The organism is Bradyrhizobium sp. in8p8 (genome assembly GCF_000426845.1).
Classification (GTDB): Bacteria; Pseudomonadota; Alphaproteobacteria; order Rhizobiales; family Xanthobacteraceae; genus Bradyrhizobium; species Bradyrhizobium japonicum_C.
Genome location: NZ_AUGD01000013.1, coordinates 124,652 through 139,016, shown reverse-complemented (window position 1 = coordinate 139,016; position 14,365 = coordinate 124,652). Strand labels below are relative to the sequence as shown.

The window sequence follows — 14,365 nt, the reverse complement described above, 5'->3', positions numbered from 1 at the left end:
GTCGGAACCCAGGACGGCCGTTCGTCTTGAATCCGTGCCTCGAACCGGAGTTCTGCGTAAATGGCCCCGCGCGCCAATTGGAAAGGCTTCCTGAGACTGTCCCTCGTCACCTGTCCCGTGGCGCTATATCCGGCCACATCCGAAAGCGAGAAGATCTCGTTCAACCAGCTCAACCGGCAGACCGGCCACCGCATCAAATACGTGAAGGTGGATGCGGACACCGGCGACGAGGTGCCGAACGAGGACATCGTCAAGGGCTACGAGCTGGAGAAGGGCCAGTACATCGAGGTGTCCAGGGAAGAGCTCGAGGAGATCGCGCTGGAGTCCACGCGCACCATCGAGATCGACGAGTTCGTCGACAAGTCCGACATCGACGCGCGCTATCTGATCCGCCCCTATTACATCCGGCCCGACGGCAAGGTCGGCCACGACGCCTTCGCGGTGATCCGCGAGACCATCCGCGAGATGGACAAGGTCGCGATCGGGCGCGTGGTGCTGACCAGCCGCGAGCACATCATCGCGCTGGAGCCGATGGACAAGGGCCTCGTCGGCACCCTCCTGCGCTACCCCTACGAGGTCCGCAGCGAGCAGGACTATTTCGACGAGATCCAGGACGTGAAGGTCACCAAGGACATGCTCGATCTCGCCCGGCACATCGTCAACCAGAAGGCCGGACGCTTCACACCCGAAAAGTTCGAGGACCATTACGAGACCGCGCTGATCGAGCTGATCAACGAGAAGCGCGCCGGCAAGGTGATCCGGCCGAAGGAGCGGCCGCAGGGCGAGAACGTCGTCGACCTCATGGAGGCGCTGCGCCGCAGCGTCGGCAAGGAGGCCGGGAAGGACGCCGGCAAGCAGGCCGGGCAGGAGGCCGCGCCCGCGAAGGCGGGCAAGCCGGCGAAGAAGCCGAGGAAGGCGGCGGCCGGCCAGAAGGAGATGCTGATGCCGATCGCAGGCAGGAAGGCGGCCGCCGCCAAGGACTCGTCCGCGAAGAAGCAGGCCTCAGGAGCGCGGCGGAAATCGGCATGAAGCATCCGGCGACGCCGGACGGACGCGACCTCGTCGTCCGCGGTCGCTTGTGGAAGCCTCAAAGGTTCTCGTCGGGACACTCCGGACAGGCATCGCCGATCGAATCGAGCACATCGTTGATCTCCGCGACCGCCTGATCCGCGGAGACGCCGTCCGGCGGCTCCCGGCGCGCAAGCGCGAGCGCGCGCGTCCGCGCGTGCGGGTCGGCGCGATCCCTGGCCCAGCCATGCTCCTCGCATTCGCAGATCGCGCCCGCTTCCTGCAGCAAGTGGATGGCCCAGCCCCTCAAGGTGCGGATCGCCGGCCGTCTTTCCTTGGTCATCAGCATTTCGAGATCGCTCCTGCGGGACGAATCCGTGCCATTGCCAAATCGTTCCGGGCGGTTAGCACGGGGCAGGGATTCCCGAACCACAGGGCTGGGCTTTGTCCACGTGTTCCGCATGAGGGGAGCGCGCGGTGTGGCGCAGGGTCTGCATGCGTTGCAAGGCACTCGGCGGCCAGGCAGGCTTCGCCTTTGGGAACCAGGCATCGCGCGGCGACTTATGTCGCCATCGGTTCGGAGGACTCGCCATGGCCATTGATGCGTTCGCCGGCTCCACGCCGGTGTTTCTCCCCGAGCAGTTCTTCGTCGGCCGCCTTGAAGGATGGGCGGTGGTCGAGAGCCTCGTCGGCGGGCTCCTGAAGCGCGCGTCGATCAGGGCTCATGGCGAGCTGGACGCCGACGCCGACACTGTCGTCCTGACCGAAACCTACACCTTCGATGACGGCCACAGCGACACGCTGCGCTGGACCATTCACAAGCTGGGCGAAGGTCGGTACACCGGCCATGAAAATCGCCTGGAAGGTGAAGCCGCCGGCGAGCAGGCCGGTTGTGCATTTCACTGGACGTACACGCGCGACACGCCCCAGGGCGATGGCAAATCGTTCAAGCTGAACTTCGACGACTGGTTCTACGCGATCGATGATCGCGCCTGCATCGTGCGCGGCAGCGCCGGGCGCGCGGGCATCCCGTTCGCGACGGCGCATGTGACCTATCGGAGGTTTTAGGTTCGGGCGGCACGGCCTCAGGTGTGACCGGCTCAGCCTTCGAACCGCCAGTTCGCCGGCACCCAGCGATAGAAGCCGTCCGTTTTCCTGATGTTGCCGATGCCCGGAAACGGAAAATGAAACCCGAGCACCGGGATGCGGTCCGCCGCGGCGCGGTCGAACAAGCGCCTGCGCGACTGCAAGGCGGTATCGGGATCGAGATCGGGGCCGGGCCGCCAGGCATTGTCGATGTTGAGCAGGGGGCTATAGGCGGCATCGGACGTGATCAGCAATGCTTGCGCGCCGGAGTGCACCAGGATCGCCGACATGCCAGGCGTGTGGCCGCCGGCGGCGATCGTCGTCAGGCCCGGCAACACTTCGCTGCCCGGCCGGTACAGCACGGCAGATTTGGCGACCGGCGCGACGCTGCGCTTGATATTGGCGATGAAGGCGCGCCGGAAATCTTCCGGCATGGGCAGCCGCGACAGGTCCGGCTCGCCCCGGATGAAGAAGGCGAAGTCGTCCTCGGGAATATAAACGGCCGCCTTCGGAAAGGCGCTCGACCCGTCGGGGCGGCTGAGATTGCCGACGTGATCGGGGTGGGTATGCGTGATCACGATGGCGTCGACGTGTTCGGGCTGCACGCCGATCGCCGCAAGATTGCGGAACAGATGTCCGCCGTCAGGGCCGAGCGTTTGCGCTGCACCGGCCTCGATCAGGATTTTCCTGTCGCCGGTTTCCAGCAGAAGCGTGTTCAGGTTGAGCCTGAAGCTGTCGGTTGGCAGGAACGCATCGCTCAAGGTCCTGCCGAGCTCCTCCGCCTGCGCGGTCGAGGCGTAGATGCGCGGATTGCCGCTCAGCGTGCCGTCGCTGACGACGGTCGCCTTGATCTCGCCGATCCGGAAGCTGTAGTGGCCGGAATTGGTCCTGGGCGCCGCCGTTTGCGCGAGCGCGGCCGGCATGCCCAGCAGCGGCGTCATCGCTGCGGCCGTGCTGCCCGCGAGCAGGAGGCGGCGGCTGATGTTCAGTTGCAGTGGCATGACGGCTTCTCCGGCCTGGCGGCGCTGGACGGCTGTGTATGCCGATCTGGTGTCATCCACAAATGTCATGATAGAATTTGCATTATGCGATCAATGGATTTAGCGAAAGTCGACCTCAATCTGCTGGTGGTGCTGCATGCGCTGCTCGAGACCGGCAGCGTCACGCGCGCCGCCGAGCGTCTCGGCAGCAGTCAACCGGCGGTCAGCCGTGCGCTGGCAAAGCTGCGGCGCCTGTTCGGCGACCGGCTGATGGTGAAGGCGGCAAGCGGCATGATGCCGACGCTCCGCGCCGAGGCGATGCGCGAGCCGCTGGCGAACCTGCTCGGCGGGGTCGAGACATTTCTCCACAAGCCGAAATTCGATCCGTCCGCCACCGACCGCGTCTTTCGCATCGCGACCACCGATTATGGCGCGCTCGCCATCCTGCCCAATGTCGCCGCCCGCTTTGCGCGCGAGGCACCCGGTGCGGCGATCGAAATCGTCGGCTTCTCGCGTGATGTGTTTCGCATGCTCGCCGACGGTCAGGTCGATTTCGTGCTGTATGCCGATAATCCGGTCTCCGGCACGTTTCGGGCGCGCGAGCTGTTCCGCGAAAGCTTCGTGACGCTGATCCGGCAAGGCCATCCTCTGCTCAAGGAGATGCGCGGGGCTAGGGACGTGCTGCCGATCAAGCTGTTCACGGCCTGGCCGCACATCGTGGTCAGCATTTTCGGCGGGCAGGGCGGGCCGATCGACACCGCGTTGGCCGAGCGCGGCTACAAGCGGCACGTCGCGCTGCGCGTTCCCTATTTCGCAACGGCCGCGGTCATCACGGCAGCGTCGGATTACCTGGTGACCATGCCCTCGCGGGCCGCCCGGCAGCTCGCGCCGCGGCTCGGCCTCGTGATGCTGAAGCCGCCGGCGCAGGTGACGCCCTACGGCTACCGCCTGCTCTGGCACGAACGAAGCCACGACGATCCCGGCGCGGTCTGGCTGCGCCGGCTCGTGATCGATGGTGTCAAACCGGGAAGCGACGGCGCCTAACCGACGCGAAAATGTCGGACCGGCTTGCTGTCGCAATAGCCCACAGGTTTCCTCCCGAGGAACCAGGTGCTGAGAGGCGGCTTATGTCGTCGTCGGTTTCAATAGGAAAAGCCCATGGCCATCGATGCGTTCGCCTGCACCACGCCGCTGTTTCTCCCTGAGCAGTTCTTCGTCGGCCGCCTGGAAGGATGGGCGGTGGTCGAGAGCCTCGTCGGCGGGCTCTTGAAGCGGGCGACGATCGCGGCGCATGGCGAATTGGACGCCGACACCGTCGTCCTGACCGAAACCTACACCTTCGTGACGGCCACAGCGACACGCTGCGCTGGACCATTCACAAGCTGGGCGAGGGTCAATACACCGGCCATGAGAATCGCCTGGAAGGCGAAGCCTCCGGCGAGCAGGCCGGGTGCGCCTTCCACTGGACATACACGCGCGACACGCCCAGGGCGATGGCAAGTCGTTCAAGTTGAATTTCGATGACTGGTTCTATGCGATCGACGATCGCGCCTGCATCGTTCGCGGCAGCGCCGGGCGTGCGGGCATCCCGTTCGCGACGGCGCATGTGACGTATCGGAAGCTCTAGGTTCGGGCGACGCGGGCAGCCCTGCTCCTTGCGCGCCCTTCTTCCTCGAACTTAACATTTTTGAATCGCGAAGGGGCTGAAGCAAACTACAGTTGGCGTCTCGCGGGAGGGGATCTTCTGGCGCTGATTGGTCCAGAGCGGGGGCGGGGGGCGTGAATTTTCAGGTGACGGTTTTGAAGATCTTGGTGAGCTATCCGGACGGCTTTGCTGTCATGGAAGACCTCAAGCGCGACATGGCCATCCTGGCAACCAGCGGCCGCGATTGGGCCGACCGGACGAAGCGTCTCGCCAGCCGGGTGCCGGACCTCGACATCTTTTCGCATGGGCTTGTCGAGCGCATCAGCGGTGGCTGGCGAGTGACGGCCAAGGGGCGAGAGATATTGGCGTTCATGGAAGCCCGCCCGGCACCAAGCGAGCCCAGCCTTGCAGCCGTGGTCGATGAGACGTTCCAGCCGGTAGTGGAGATTGCGCCGCTTCCCCCGCTGCCGCAGCCAGCTGACCGCGCCAAGCGGCGGCGCGAGCGGCGAGAGCGCCGCCGCGAAGCCCGCGAACGGGCGAGGGCGAACGCGTCCTGAAGCGGGATGGAGGTCGGCGGCACTATCTCCGCTTTTGTGGCACCTGTAAGTCAAAGCCGAATTTCGGGCGGCCTTACAAATCCTCCGTATTCCCTTTCGAGCAGTTGAGCGAAGGCAAGCGGGGTGCGGTCCTCGAATAATGGGCCGATGATCTGCACGCCGATGGGAAGCCCCGCCTTGGAACGGCCGACCGGCATCACGGTGGCGGGCAGGCCTGGAGGCGTAGCGAGGGTCGCCCAGACGATCAGCGACAAATAGGGGTGAGTTTCGCCGTCGATATCGATCGTTCGATCTTCCTGTTCCGGCTTCTGGTCGTGCGGGAACGCGACCACAGAAAATGGCGGACACAGAACCACGTCGAATTCCTTGAACAGACCGGCCCATTGCTGGCGAAGGCGGGCCCGCGCGATCTCCGCAGCCATCCACTGGTGGTGGCTGAGCAGCGGCGCGCGCAATCGCCATGCCTTCAGGCTGTCGTCATCAGGCTTCAGCGTAGCGACGTTCTCCTGAATCGTCTTGAAGGATTCCGGAGGCCGGCCGAACGCTGCGAAGTTTCTCACCATACGGGTATGCAGGCGTGCGGATTCGGCGAGATCAGGCAGCAGCGAACTGGACCGCGCGACTTTTGCTCCTGCCCTCGCCAGCCAGTTCGCAAGTTGATCAAGCGCGGCGCGTATCTCGCTGGCCACCGGCAGCAGAGGATGACTGTGGAGCACGAGTATGCGGAAGTCTTTCAGCGCGCCATGCCGCGGTGCCGGAAGTGAGAGGCGATAGGCTTTCACTTCGTACTCATCCGGGCCCGCGATCACGTCGAGCGCAGTTGAGAGATCGGCGACGGTTCGCGCCATCGGCCCGCAAACACCCAATCCGCTGGTGAGATCGGTTGCCAGCGGAGGGGATCGGGGTGGTGCGTGCCCTCGCTGCGGGACCAGGTTGGACGTCGGCTTGTGGGCAAAGACGCCGCAAAAATGCGTGGGCGCTCGCAGCGAAGCGCTGAGATCCGAGCCGAGTTCCAGCGGCACATAGCCGGCGGCAAGCGCGGCCGCCGATCCGCCGGATGAGCCTCCCGGCGTGCGCTCGAGGTCCCAGGGGTTGTTGGTCGTTCCGTAGATCGGATTGAAGCATTGCCAGTCGGCAATCGCGATGGCGAGGTTGGTCTTGCCGAGGATCACTGCGCCTGCTGCCTTGAGGCGGGCGACTGGAACGGCGTCTTCAGTTGCCCGCCAGTCGCGACCCGTCGATAGCCCCCAGGTGGTCGGCAATCCTCCGACATTGAAGGATTCTTTGACCGTCATAGGTATTCCTAGCAATGGTCGGCGTTCGCCGCGCGCCAGCGCGGCATCGGCCTCGCGCGCAACCGCCCGGGCGCGTTCGAAATCGCGCACGACAACGGCATTGATACGGGAATCGAGGGCTTCGATCCTGCCAACTGCGTGCTCCACCAATTCGGTCGCCGAAACCTTGCGTGCGTCGAGCAGCGACCGCAACGCGCTTACGTCAGCGTAGTCCAGGCGTTGCTCGGGAATGGGCGAGCGGGCAGGCTCTTGGCCGAAAGCCCGGGTGAGCGGTTTCACGGTCATGGTCGCGACGGTGCTGGTGGCTGCCCCTAGAAGGAATCGTCGGTTCATCGTCATGGTTGGCTCCTCCGGGCCGTTTCGGCGCGCCATTCCCGCGGCGTCCGATTTGGACTAGCATTGCGGACCAGCACGACGTCGGCATTGCCGCCGTTCTGTGCGGTTGGGGGAGGCTAGGCGCGTTGGCGCCACGACACCCGAAAGAGCGCCGAATGAACGCCGAAATTGGCACGAAAACGAAGCCAAACGCGGCTGGTGGTGACAAGCCGGCCCCGACTCTCCGTGGCGGTCTTCACTTTGGTGGCTTTGATGTTGACCCGGGCCGTGGCGAATTGCGCGTTAGGGGCGCCGTGGTAGCCTTGCGCCCGAAGAGCTTTGCGCTCTTGGTTTACCTCGCCCGTCATCCCGGTCAGCTTCTAACCAAGGATGAGCTCATTGAAGCCGTTTGGTCCGATGTCGCAGTAACCGACGATTCTCTGGTTCAGTGCATCAGCGAACTGCGAGCCGCGCTCGGGGACAGCGATCAACGCCTGATCAAGACCGTGCCTCGCCGTGGTTACTTGCTGGACGCGCTTGCCGTCGACACGCTGCCCCTCGATCAGGGGGGCGGACAGGGTGCGGGTGCCCTCGACTCGCTCGGCTCCGCGGCGCAGGGGGCGCAGCGTCGCGGATCACTTCCGTGGCTGCTGGCGTTCGTGACCATATGTATTGCTGCGCTTGCAGGAGTGCTCTGGTTCGGGCTGATGCATCGTGGACAAAACGGCGCCCTCGTCAGCAAGAACACGATCACGATTTTGCCACTTGCAGGTATCGGCGGTGACAGCGCCGCTGTACTCGCCGAGGCCGTTACTGAAGATCTCACCATCGAAGTGTCTCGCCTCCCAGACACACTCGTGATCGGATATCCAGCGGGGCATTCGCCGGCCGGCTACGACAATGATACACAGAGCATCGGCCGCCGACTGGCGGTCGCCTACGTTTTGGGCGGCAGCTTAGAGCGGCAGGGAGAAGCTGTCTCGATCGTGCTGAAACTGCAGGCGAGCGCCACTGGGGCGCTGTTGTGGTCGGGTAGGTTCGACTATGCCGAACAAGCCGGATGGAATTGGCGCCGGGACATCACGCCGCGTATCGCCAACGAGCTGAAAGTACGCATTGACGAGGCCGAGACGCCTTTCGACCGGCCCTACGGCGGGCGAAAGTTTGCCGCTATCGATCCCACGCTGCACGGCTGGCGACTGCTGAAGCGCATCCATACACGAGAAGAGCCGCAGCGGGCGCGGGCCCTATTCGAGCAGGCGTTGCAGATAGACCCCGATTCGGCCTCTGCGCTGGCGGGACTTGCCCTTAGTCACATCACCGAAGTGCTGGCGCGCTGGAGCAAGGCACCGGACATTCAGACCGCGCTCGCCGCGCAAGCGATCGATCGTTCATTGGCCATGCAACCTAACGATCCCCGCGCAAACTACGTGCGAAGCTTGGTATTATCCGCGCAAGGTCGGATCGACGATGCGGAGCAGGCGATTCAGCGCGTGCTATCACTCTATCCGAATCAACCGCGGGCGTTGCAACGGCTGGGTTTCTTGAGGCTGCAACAGGGCCGTCCAGCAGAAGTAGCCGCCCCGGTTATGCTATCGCTCCGTCTTGATCCAATCGATGCTGAACAGGTGAGCCTTGGCTACTTTACCTTGGGGATGGCTGAATTTCACCTTCATCATGATGAAGCTGCCTACGCGCACATGCGTCAGGCAACGATCAGTAGTCCCGAAAACGGCTTTGCTTGGCAATGGCGGGCGGCGATCGATGCCCTGCACGGTCGCGGCGAGCAGGCCAGGAACAATCTGACCGAATACCAGAAGCGTATTCGAGGCCACACGGTGAGCAGCCTGAGAGCGTCGGAATCCTCGCGCGACGCTACGTTCTGGCAGGAGCGCAATCGCTTCTATGAAGGTCTGAGGATGGCGGGGCTTCCAGAGTAACACTGCGGAGCCAACTGCCTGGCAAGAAGACCGTCTTGACAGTCTGTCCGTTCGCGCAAACCCACTCGCCTTCATTCACGTCCGTTGATTTTCGTGAACGCGCTTCTGTGGGCGAGACAACAAATAAGCTCCCGGTCCAGGAAGTTAATGATTTCACTATGGTGGGCCCGGCAGGACTCGAACCTGCAACCAGACCGTTATGAGCGACGGGAGAGTGGCGAGCGTCGTTGATTTTGCTGCGCATTCGTTTGATTTCGATGGCGTTCGTCCCGTTTCGATCGGGCTGTTTCTGGTGCGAAACTGGTGCGGCTTGTCTGAGCTTTCAGCTCTTGCTTTCCGCATCTTCCGCCTCCGATGGGCCGTGGGCTGAGCAAAACGCAATCTCCGATTGGCGCTACCGACCGCTGCGGCGCGTTGCGCGCCGCTTCTTGCGGAGTTCCGGCGGGCTCGACACCCGGTGCACAACTCGGCCCCCCAGTGGCCGAATCGAAGCTCGTTTAGTGGGTCGGAGCGCCATTGCCGCGAACAAGGTAACGGCAGCACGCTTGAGCTTGGGAAGCACCCGACAGTCCGGGAAAGCCGCCCAGCTCCGCTGGCGGCTTTTTGGAGCTCGACCCTCCCTCAGGAGGCGTTCGCCCTAGCTCGTTCACGGGCCTCGCGGCGCCGCTCCCGGCGCCGCTTGGCACGATCAGCGGGCTGTCGCAGCGGAGGAACGGGCTCCTCGGAGGACGGATTGGGACTCTCCACCGGGGGCAGATGAGCCGTCTCTAACACTGCCGGGCGGGCCTCCATGACCTCGAGCACCGCCCGCCCTTTGGCGGTGATCTTCCATCCTCCGCCTAGGCGTTCGACCAGTCCTTGCGACCAGATGTCGAGGTCAGGGACCCGCGCCGCGAGGCGTCTGGTCCGATCAGCCAATCGCGTCCGCTGGTCGCCAGGATCGCCATGTCTCTCTTGAGGTCCTCCATCACGGCAAACCCCTCCGGATAAGCCGCCAGGATCTTGAGGACTGTGACCTGGAAATTCACGCCCGCCCTCCAGATCAGCGCCACATCGTGGGCGCGTGCGAGAGGGCATCGCGACCGACCTGCTTGAGAGCCTCCGGAGCAACCTCCCCCCTGGTAGCCGCCTCCAAGATCTTCGAGGTGACGTGGGTACGTGCACCGATCTCGCGCTGCGAGACACATTCGCAGACTTCATCGAGGACCGCTCGCAAAAGCGCGGTGGTTGCCGTATCGAACATGAGATGCCCCCCAATAAGGGAAAGTAGCATCTTAGCCGAATTTTCCCGGTCTGACGATTCAAGCATGTTAAGCGGCGGGTCTATGGGCCCTCGCCAACAATTGCAGCAATGATCAGCGTGCCGAGATGCTCCTCTTCAGCGATGCAAACTGCTTTTTCAGGCGCGGCACTGCAAAGTCGGTGAAGGCGCGCACCTTTGGCACCGAGAGCCGGCCCTGCGGGCAGATCAAATGCGCGGGCATCTGGGGATCCTCTTGGTCAGCCAGTACGATCTCAAGGTCGCCACGTTCGAGAGGCTCCGCCACCTGGTACGAGTACATCCGAGCCACGCCGCGCCCGGCGACCGCGGAGGCTACTGCCGCATAGGTGCTGTTGACGATGAGGCGCGGAGTGAATTGGACCGTGCGCGGCGCTGACGAGCCGGCCTGCGGCGCGAACGTCCAGGAATTAGGCAGATGCGCCATGGCAACGATCTGGTGCTTGGCGAGGTCGCCGGGCTCGGCAATGCGCGGATGCTGCTTCAGATAGCGCGGCGCCGCCACGACGACACGGCTGATCTCGCCGACCCGCATGGCGATCATCGCCGAATCCGCCAAAGGGCCGATGCGAAGCGCGACGTCGACGCCTTCCTCGATCAGATTGACCGCGCGGTCGAACAGCAGGAGCTTTGCCGACACGGTGGGATAGGCGTCCAGAAACGCATCGAGGATGGGGCGCAAGACCATCTCGCCCGACACGACGGGAGCCGTGATCGTGAGAAGGCCGCGCGGCGCCGCGCGCGCTCCGGTTGCGATGCCCTCGGCCTCCTCGAGCTCGGTGAGGACGCGGCGGCAGACCTCGACATAGCGCTCGCCATCCTCGCTCAGCTTGATCGATCGCGTGGTCCGGTGCAGCAGCTCGGCGCCGACACGCTCCTCCAGGAAAGCGATTGCACGGCTCACCGCGGCCGGGGAGCGGCCGAGTTTGCGCCCTGCCGCAGCCAAGCTTCCTTCGTCCACCGCAAGGACGAACACCTTCATCGCATCCAGTCGATCCATGCCTTCCTGCCGCACCATCACATTCCGGTGGCAGGCTAGGCGTTCAGCCTCGTCGCGACAACCACCTCGAGGCGCCAGCCCCGCATTCGTTCGCCTGGCGAAAGAGTGTCTGCCGGGCTGCGGATATTCGCAAGCAAGCCGCCGCAGCGTAGCTGAGGAGGCAAGCCAGCCGGCGCTGGCGAGCTTTCAAACCAGCAACAGGAGCCTCTCATGGGTATCGAGCAGAAGGTTGCCATCATCACCGGTGCGTCGCAGGGTATTGGCGCAGCCCTGGTCCAGGGTTTTCGCAATCGCAACTACCGCGTCGTGGCGACGGCGCGCTCCATCAAGCCATCCGACGACGATGACGTCCTCGCCGTTGCCGGCGACATCGCCGATCGTTCCACCGCCGAACGCGCCGTCTCGCAGGCGATCGCCCGCTTCGGTCGGGTCGACACGCTGGTCAACAACGCCGGCATCTTCGTCGCAAAGCCGTTCACGCAATACACGGCCGAGGACTATGCGGCGGTGATGGGAACGAACGTCGCGGGCTTCTTCAACGTCACGCAACTCGCGATTGCGGAAATGGAGAAGCAGGGGTCGGGTCACATTGTCCAGATCACCACGACGCTGGTCGATCAGGCCAACTCGAACGTGCCGTCGGTACTGGCTTCGCTGAGCAAGGGTGGGCTGAATGCCGCGACCAGGTCGCTTGCGATCGAGTATGCCAAGCGCGGCATCCGTGTGAATGCCGTGTCGCCCGGGATCATCAAGTCGCCGATGCATCCCGTCGCGACGCATGCGCAGCTGGACGCGCTGCACCCGGTCGGCCACATGGGTGAGATGTCAGACATCGTCGATGCGGTGCTTTACCTCGAGGGTGCCTCCTTTGTCACCGGCGAGATCCTCCATGTCGACGGCGGCCAGAGCGCAGGTCACTGAACGCGGAGCGAGACCATGCCAATCGTTACCATTCAAGTAACCCGCGAGGGAACGACGCCGGGAGCGACGTCGCTCACGGCGAAGGAAAAAGCTGCGTTGATCAAGGGATCGAGCGAGCTCTTGCGCGACGTGCTCGGCAAGCCGCTCGACTCCACTTTCGTGGTGATCGAGGAGGTCGACACCGACAATTGGGGCCGGGGCGGCATGCCCGTGCCGGAATTCCGGCGCCGCCGAGCCGCGCGGACGGACTGATCCGCTCGGGTTTCGCGCGCAGGAGGATGACATGACCACTGCAGATACGAAGCGGCACATCAAGTCCCGGTTGCACCCGCGACCAGAATTGGACTCACGATCAACCTGGCGATACGCCGTAGCAGGCTTGTCTGCATCGCTGGTCGGCCTCGGGCTCGCACGGTTTTCCTACACGCCTCTAATTCCGGCGCTCATTGCAGCGAAATGGTTCGGCGCGTCAGATGTCGTCTATCTCGGTGCGGCGAACTTGGCCGGCTATCTCGCCGGCGCGCTCGCGGCACGGGCTCTCGCGACCCGAATCGGTGCGGTCCGCGCCCTGCGGGCGATGATGTTGCTTGCAACGCTCTCGTTTCTTGCAAGCGCAACGCCGCTGTCGTTTGCGTGGTTCTTCGCTTGGCGCTTCCTGTCCGGCCTGACCGGCGGCATCATCATGGTGCTGACGGCTTCCGTCATCCTGCCGCACATTTCGGCCGCCCGGCGCGGCATCGTCGGCGGCGTGATTTTCGCTGGCGTGGGCCTGGGAGTGGCCGCATCGGGCACGCTGGTGCCGTTGCTGCTGCAGCAGGGCTTGTCGCAGAGCTGGTACGGTCTTGGTCTTCTTTCGGCGCTCCTCACGATCGCGAGCTGGTGGAATTGGCCTGTGGAGGCGAAACCTGTTGCCACGCCTTTGCATGAAGCGAAGCACCATCGTGGCTCGCTCGTTGCCCGCGCGCTCCTGCTCCAATACGGCCTCAATGCGGTAGCCCTGGTGCCGCACATGGTCTTCATCGTCGATTTCGTAGCGCGTGGCCTTGGCCAGGGCATCGCCGCGGGGTCCCGCTACTGGGTGCTCTACGGCCTCGGCGCGGTCGTCGGGCCACTCGTCACCGGCCAACTGGGCGACCGGTCTGGATTCGGTCCGGCTTTGCGCGCGGCGTTCCTGATCGAGACCGCCGCTGTGCTGCTGCCCACTGCCAGCACGGCGCCGGTGTCATTGATCGTCTCAAGCGTGGTGGTCGGCGCCTTCACGCCCGGTATCGTGCCCCTGGTCCTTGGACGGGTGCATGAACTGGTGCCGCACTCGCTTGAGCAACAGCGAGCGATGTGGGGCCACGCCACGACCAGCTTTGCCCTGTTCCAGGCGGCTGCTGCTTATGGTTTTTCGTGGATCTTCGCACAGGCCGGAAGCGACTATTCGGTCCTCTTTGGACTCGGCGGCGCCGCTCTGATGCTCGCACTGGCGATCGATGTTGGCGTCTCGCTTGCGACCCGCGAACGGTAGGCACCGGAACTCGGCCCGGCATAAGGAAATGCCGAGCTTCATGGTGTCTCCCGAGACGAGACCCGTGCGTCGGATTTGCCGTGGCAATCCTCGGCACATCGAGCCGCTCGCAGAAGCTAACGAACCATAACAACGCATAACGAGCAAACCGCGGCCACCCGTAGCAATGTGGTCGCAGGACAAACGGCGATCTAGTGCCGAATGTACAGCCAGGGTCTGCCCGGTGCGGATCCGCGAAGGTTTCTGCTCGAACATGTCGATGAGACGCAACACATTGGGAGATCAAGCGATGAACAACAACCAGATCGTCGATTCCAGCTTCACAGCCATCATCAACGCGCCGATCGATCGGATCGATATCCCCAATTGGTGCTTCAATCTGTCCGAGCGCGAGTATCAGGGCTGTTCGCCTGCGCATATCGCTGCGGGCTTTACGACCACGCCCGATGGCAAGCGCATGTCGATCAATGTCGAGATCATCGGCGGCAGCCTCATGGTTCAGCATTACGTGGAAACGCTTGGCCGCAAAGATCACCTGATCCTCGACTCCACATCCGATGTCTTCACGCCGAACGGGCGGACCACCATTCACGTGACCTGGGAGCTGAGCGTCAAGGAAATCGAACCTGGAAAATGCGAGTTCACCAACAGGGTCAAAACGCATGCCACGGACGAGTTCATGACGTTCATCGGCAAGCAGGGCATTCCGTTCGAGCTGTTCCGAGCGCAGCGCCAGCCCTTCTCGATCGCTCACAACCAGAGCGAAACACCGCTGTTTGCCGCCAGCATCGAGCGCGCGGCGCTGCAGAACAACCGATAGCCCGAA

The 14,365-nt window shown here is 63.8% G+C and carries 15 protein-coding genes and 1 pseudogene; 10 read left to right on the top strand and 6 right to left on the bottom strand.

Annotated features, from left to right (window positions below; all coding sequences use genetic code 11):
* Positions 1–60 precede the first annotated feature (60 nt).
* Positions 61–1,029, top strand: coding sequence for a non-homologous end joining protein Ku (gene ku, locus K408_RS0128650; protein WP_024341680.1), 969 nt, complete (start codon positions 61–63; stop codon positions 1,027–1,029).
* Positions 1,030–1,087: 58 nt separating this feature from the next.
* On the opposite strand, the gene K408_RS0128645 is transcribed toward ku, so the two are convergent.
* Entirely contained in the window at positions 1,088–1,357 is a 270-nt protein-coding gene (locus tag K408_RS0128645) for a hypothetical protein (protein WP_024341679.1), read from the bottom strand.
* A gap of 242 nt (positions 1,358–1,599) precedes the next feature.
* Here K408_RS0128645 and K408_RS0128640 point away from each other — a divergent pair, with 242 nt between their 5' ends.
* Entirely contained in the window at positions 1,600–2,076 is a 477-nt protein-coding gene (locus K408_RS0128640; protein ID WP_024341678.1) for a DUF3833 family protein, read from the top strand.
* 32 nt (positions 2,077–2,108) lie between these two features.
* Here the strand turns inward: K408_RS0128640 and K408_RS0128635 are convergent, their stop codons facing one another.
* Complete coding sequence (locus tag K408_RS0128635; protein ID WP_029674353.1) at positions 2,109–3,095, bottom strand: MBL fold metallo-hydrolase; 987 nt, start codon at positions 3,093–3,095, stop codon at positions 2,109–2,111.
* A 93-nt stretch (positions 3,096–3,188) separates the two neighbouring features.
* Between K408_RS0128635 and K408_RS38955 the strand changes: the two genes are divergently transcribed.
* The 3 genes from K408_RS38955 to K408_RS42895 all read left to right on the top strand — a co-directional run bounded on the left by K408_RS38955 (position 3,189) and on the right by K408_RS42895 (position 5,276).
* Positions 3,189–4,118: a LysR family transcriptional regulator gene (locus K408_RS38955; RefSeq protein WP_024341676.1), complete on the top strand. Its 930-nt coding sequence runs from the start codon at positions 3,189–3,191 to the stop codon at positions 4,116–4,118.
* A gap of 114 nt (positions 4,119–4,232) precedes the next feature.
* Positions 4,233–4,598, top strand: coding sequence for a DUF3833 family protein (locus K408_RS44155; RefSeq protein WP_433994147.1), 366 nt, complete (start codon positions 4,233–4,235; stop codon positions 4,596–4,598).
* Positions 4,599–4,853: 255 nt separating this feature from the next.
* Positions 4,854–5,276 carry a hypothetical protein gene (locus K408_RS42895; RefSeq protein WP_024341675.1) on the top strand — a complete coding sequence of 141 codons (423 nt, stop codon included), beginning with the start codon at positions 4,854–4,856 and terminating at the stop codon, positions 5,274–5,276.
* A gap of 50 nt (positions 5,277–5,326) precedes the next feature.
* Here the strand turns inward: K408_RS42895 and K408_RS0128615 are convergent, their stop codons facing one another.
* Entirely contained in the window at positions 5,327–6,904 is a 1,578-nt protein-coding gene (locus tag K408_RS0128615) for an amidase (protein ID WP_245265921.1), read from the bottom strand.
* A gap of 158 nt (positions 6,905–7,062) precedes the next feature.
* Here K408_RS0128615 and K408_RS0128610 point away from each other — a divergent pair, with 158 nt between their 5' ends.
* A complete protein-coding gene (locus K408_RS0128610; RefSeq protein WP_024341673.1) occupies positions 7,063–8,826 on the top strand; it encodes a winged helix-turn-helix domain-containing tetratricopeptide repeat protein in 1,764 nt (587 codons plus the stop codon).
* A gap of 621 nt (positions 8,827–9,447) precedes the next feature.
* Here the strand turns inward: K408_RS0128610 and K408_RS38945 are convergent.
* The 3 genes and pseudogenes from K408_RS38945 to K408_RS0128595 form a co-directional block, all read right to left on the bottom strand.
* Positions 9,448–9,854 (bottom strand): annotated as a pseudogene (locus K408_RS38945) (hypothetical protein).
* Positions 9,855–9,868: 14 nt separating this feature from the next.
* Complete coding sequence (locus tag K408_RS0128600; protein WP_024341671.1) at positions 9,869–10,069, bottom strand: hypothetical protein; 201 nt, start codon at positions 10,067–10,069, stop codon at positions 9,869–9,871.
* Positions 10,070–10,181: 112 nt separating this feature from the next.
* Positions 10,182–11,105, bottom strand: a complete 924-nt coding sequence (locus K408_RS0128595; RefSeq protein WP_024341670.1) for a LysR family transcriptional regulator — start codon at positions 11,103–11,105, stop codon at positions 10,182–10,184.
* Between the two features lie 210 nt (positions 11,106–11,315).
* Here K408_RS0128595 and K408_RS0128590 point away from each other — a divergent pair, with 210 nt between their 5' ends.
* The 4 genes from K408_RS0128590 to K408_RS0128575 all read left to right on the top strand — a co-directional run bounded on the left by K408_RS0128590 (position 11,316) and on the right by K408_RS0128575 (position 14,359).
* On the top strand, positions 11,316–12,026 hold the full coding sequence (locus K408_RS0128590) for an SDR family NAD(P)-dependent oxidoreductase (RefSeq protein WP_024341669.1): 711 nt from the start codon (positions 11,316–11,318) through the stop codon (positions 12,024–12,026).
* Positions 12,027–12,041: 15 nt separating this feature from the next.
* The gene (locus K408_RS0128585; RefSeq protein WP_024341668.1) at positions 12,042–12,278 is read left to right on the top strand and encodes a tautomerase family protein; all 237 of its coding nucleotides are present in this window, start codon (positions 12,042–12,044) and stop codon (positions 12,276–12,278) included.
* Between the two features lie 31 nt (positions 12,279–12,309).
* Positions 12,310–13,539: a YbfB/YjiJ family MFS transporter gene (locus tag K408_RS0128580; protein ID WP_024341667.1), complete on the top strand. Its 1,230-nt coding sequence runs from the start codon at positions 12,310–12,312 to the stop codon at positions 13,537–13,539.
* A gap of 289 nt (positions 13,540–13,828) precedes the next feature.
* A complete protein-coding gene (locus K408_RS0128575) occupies positions 13,829–14,359 on the top strand; it encodes a hypothetical protein (protein WP_024341666.1) in 531 nt (176 codons plus the stop codon).
* The last annotated feature ends 6 nt before the right edge of the window (positions 14,360–14,365 follow it).

Coding starts and splice junctions, on each gene's coding strand:
- ku (WP_024341680.1), top strand. CDS start 61: ATGGCCCCGCGCGCCAATTGGAAAGGCTTCCTGAGACTGTCCCTCGTC.
- K408_RS0128645 (WP_024341679.1), bottom strand. CDS start 1,357: ATGCTGATGACCAAGGAAAGACGGCCGGCGATCCGCACCTTGAGGGGC.
- K408_RS0128640 (WP_024341678.1), top strand. CDS start 1,600: ATGGCCATTGATGCGTTCGCCGGCTCCACGCCGGTGTTTCTCCCCGAG.
- K408_RS0128635 (WP_029674353.1), bottom strand. CDS start 3,095: ATGCCACTGCAACTGAACATCAGCCGCCGCCTCCTGCTCGCGGGCAGC.
- K408_RS38955 (WP_024341676.1), top strand. CDS start 3,189: ATGGATTTAGCGAAAGTCGACCTCAATCTGCTGGTGGTGCTGCATGCG.
- K408_RS44155 (WP_433994147.1), top strand. CDS start 4,233: ATGGCCATCGATGCGTTCGCCTGCACCACGCCGCTGTTTCTCCCTGAG.
- K408_RS0128615 (WP_245265921.1), bottom strand. CDS start 6,904: ATGAACCGACGATTCCTTCTAGGGGCAGCCACCAGCACCGTCGCGACC.
- K408_RS0128610 (WP_024341673.1), top strand. CDS start 7,063: ATGAACGCCGAAATTGGCACGAAAACGAAGCCAAACGCGGCTGGTGGT.
- K408_RS0128600 (WP_024341671.1), bottom strand. CDS start 10,069: ATGTTCGATACGGCAACCACCGCGCTTTTGCGAGCGGTCCTCGATGAA.
- K408_RS0128595 (WP_024341670.1), bottom strand. CDS start 11,105: ATGGATCGACTGGATGCGATGAAGGTGTTCGTCCTTGCGGTGGACGAA.
- K408_RS0128590 (WP_024341669.1), top strand. CDS start 11,316: ATGGGTATCGAGCAGAAGGTTGCCATCATCACCGGTGCGTCGCAGGGT.
- K408_RS0128585 (WP_024341668.1), top strand. CDS start 12,042: ATGCCAATCGTTACCATTCAAGTAACCCGCGAGGGAACGACGCCGGGA.
- K408_RS0128580 (WP_024341667.1), top strand. CDS start 12,310: ATGACCACTGCAGATACGAAGCGGCACATCAAGTCCCGGTTGCACCCG.
- K408_RS0128575 (WP_024341666.1), top strand. CDS start 13,829: ATGAACAACAACCAGATCGTCGATTCCAGCTTCACAGCCATCATCAAC.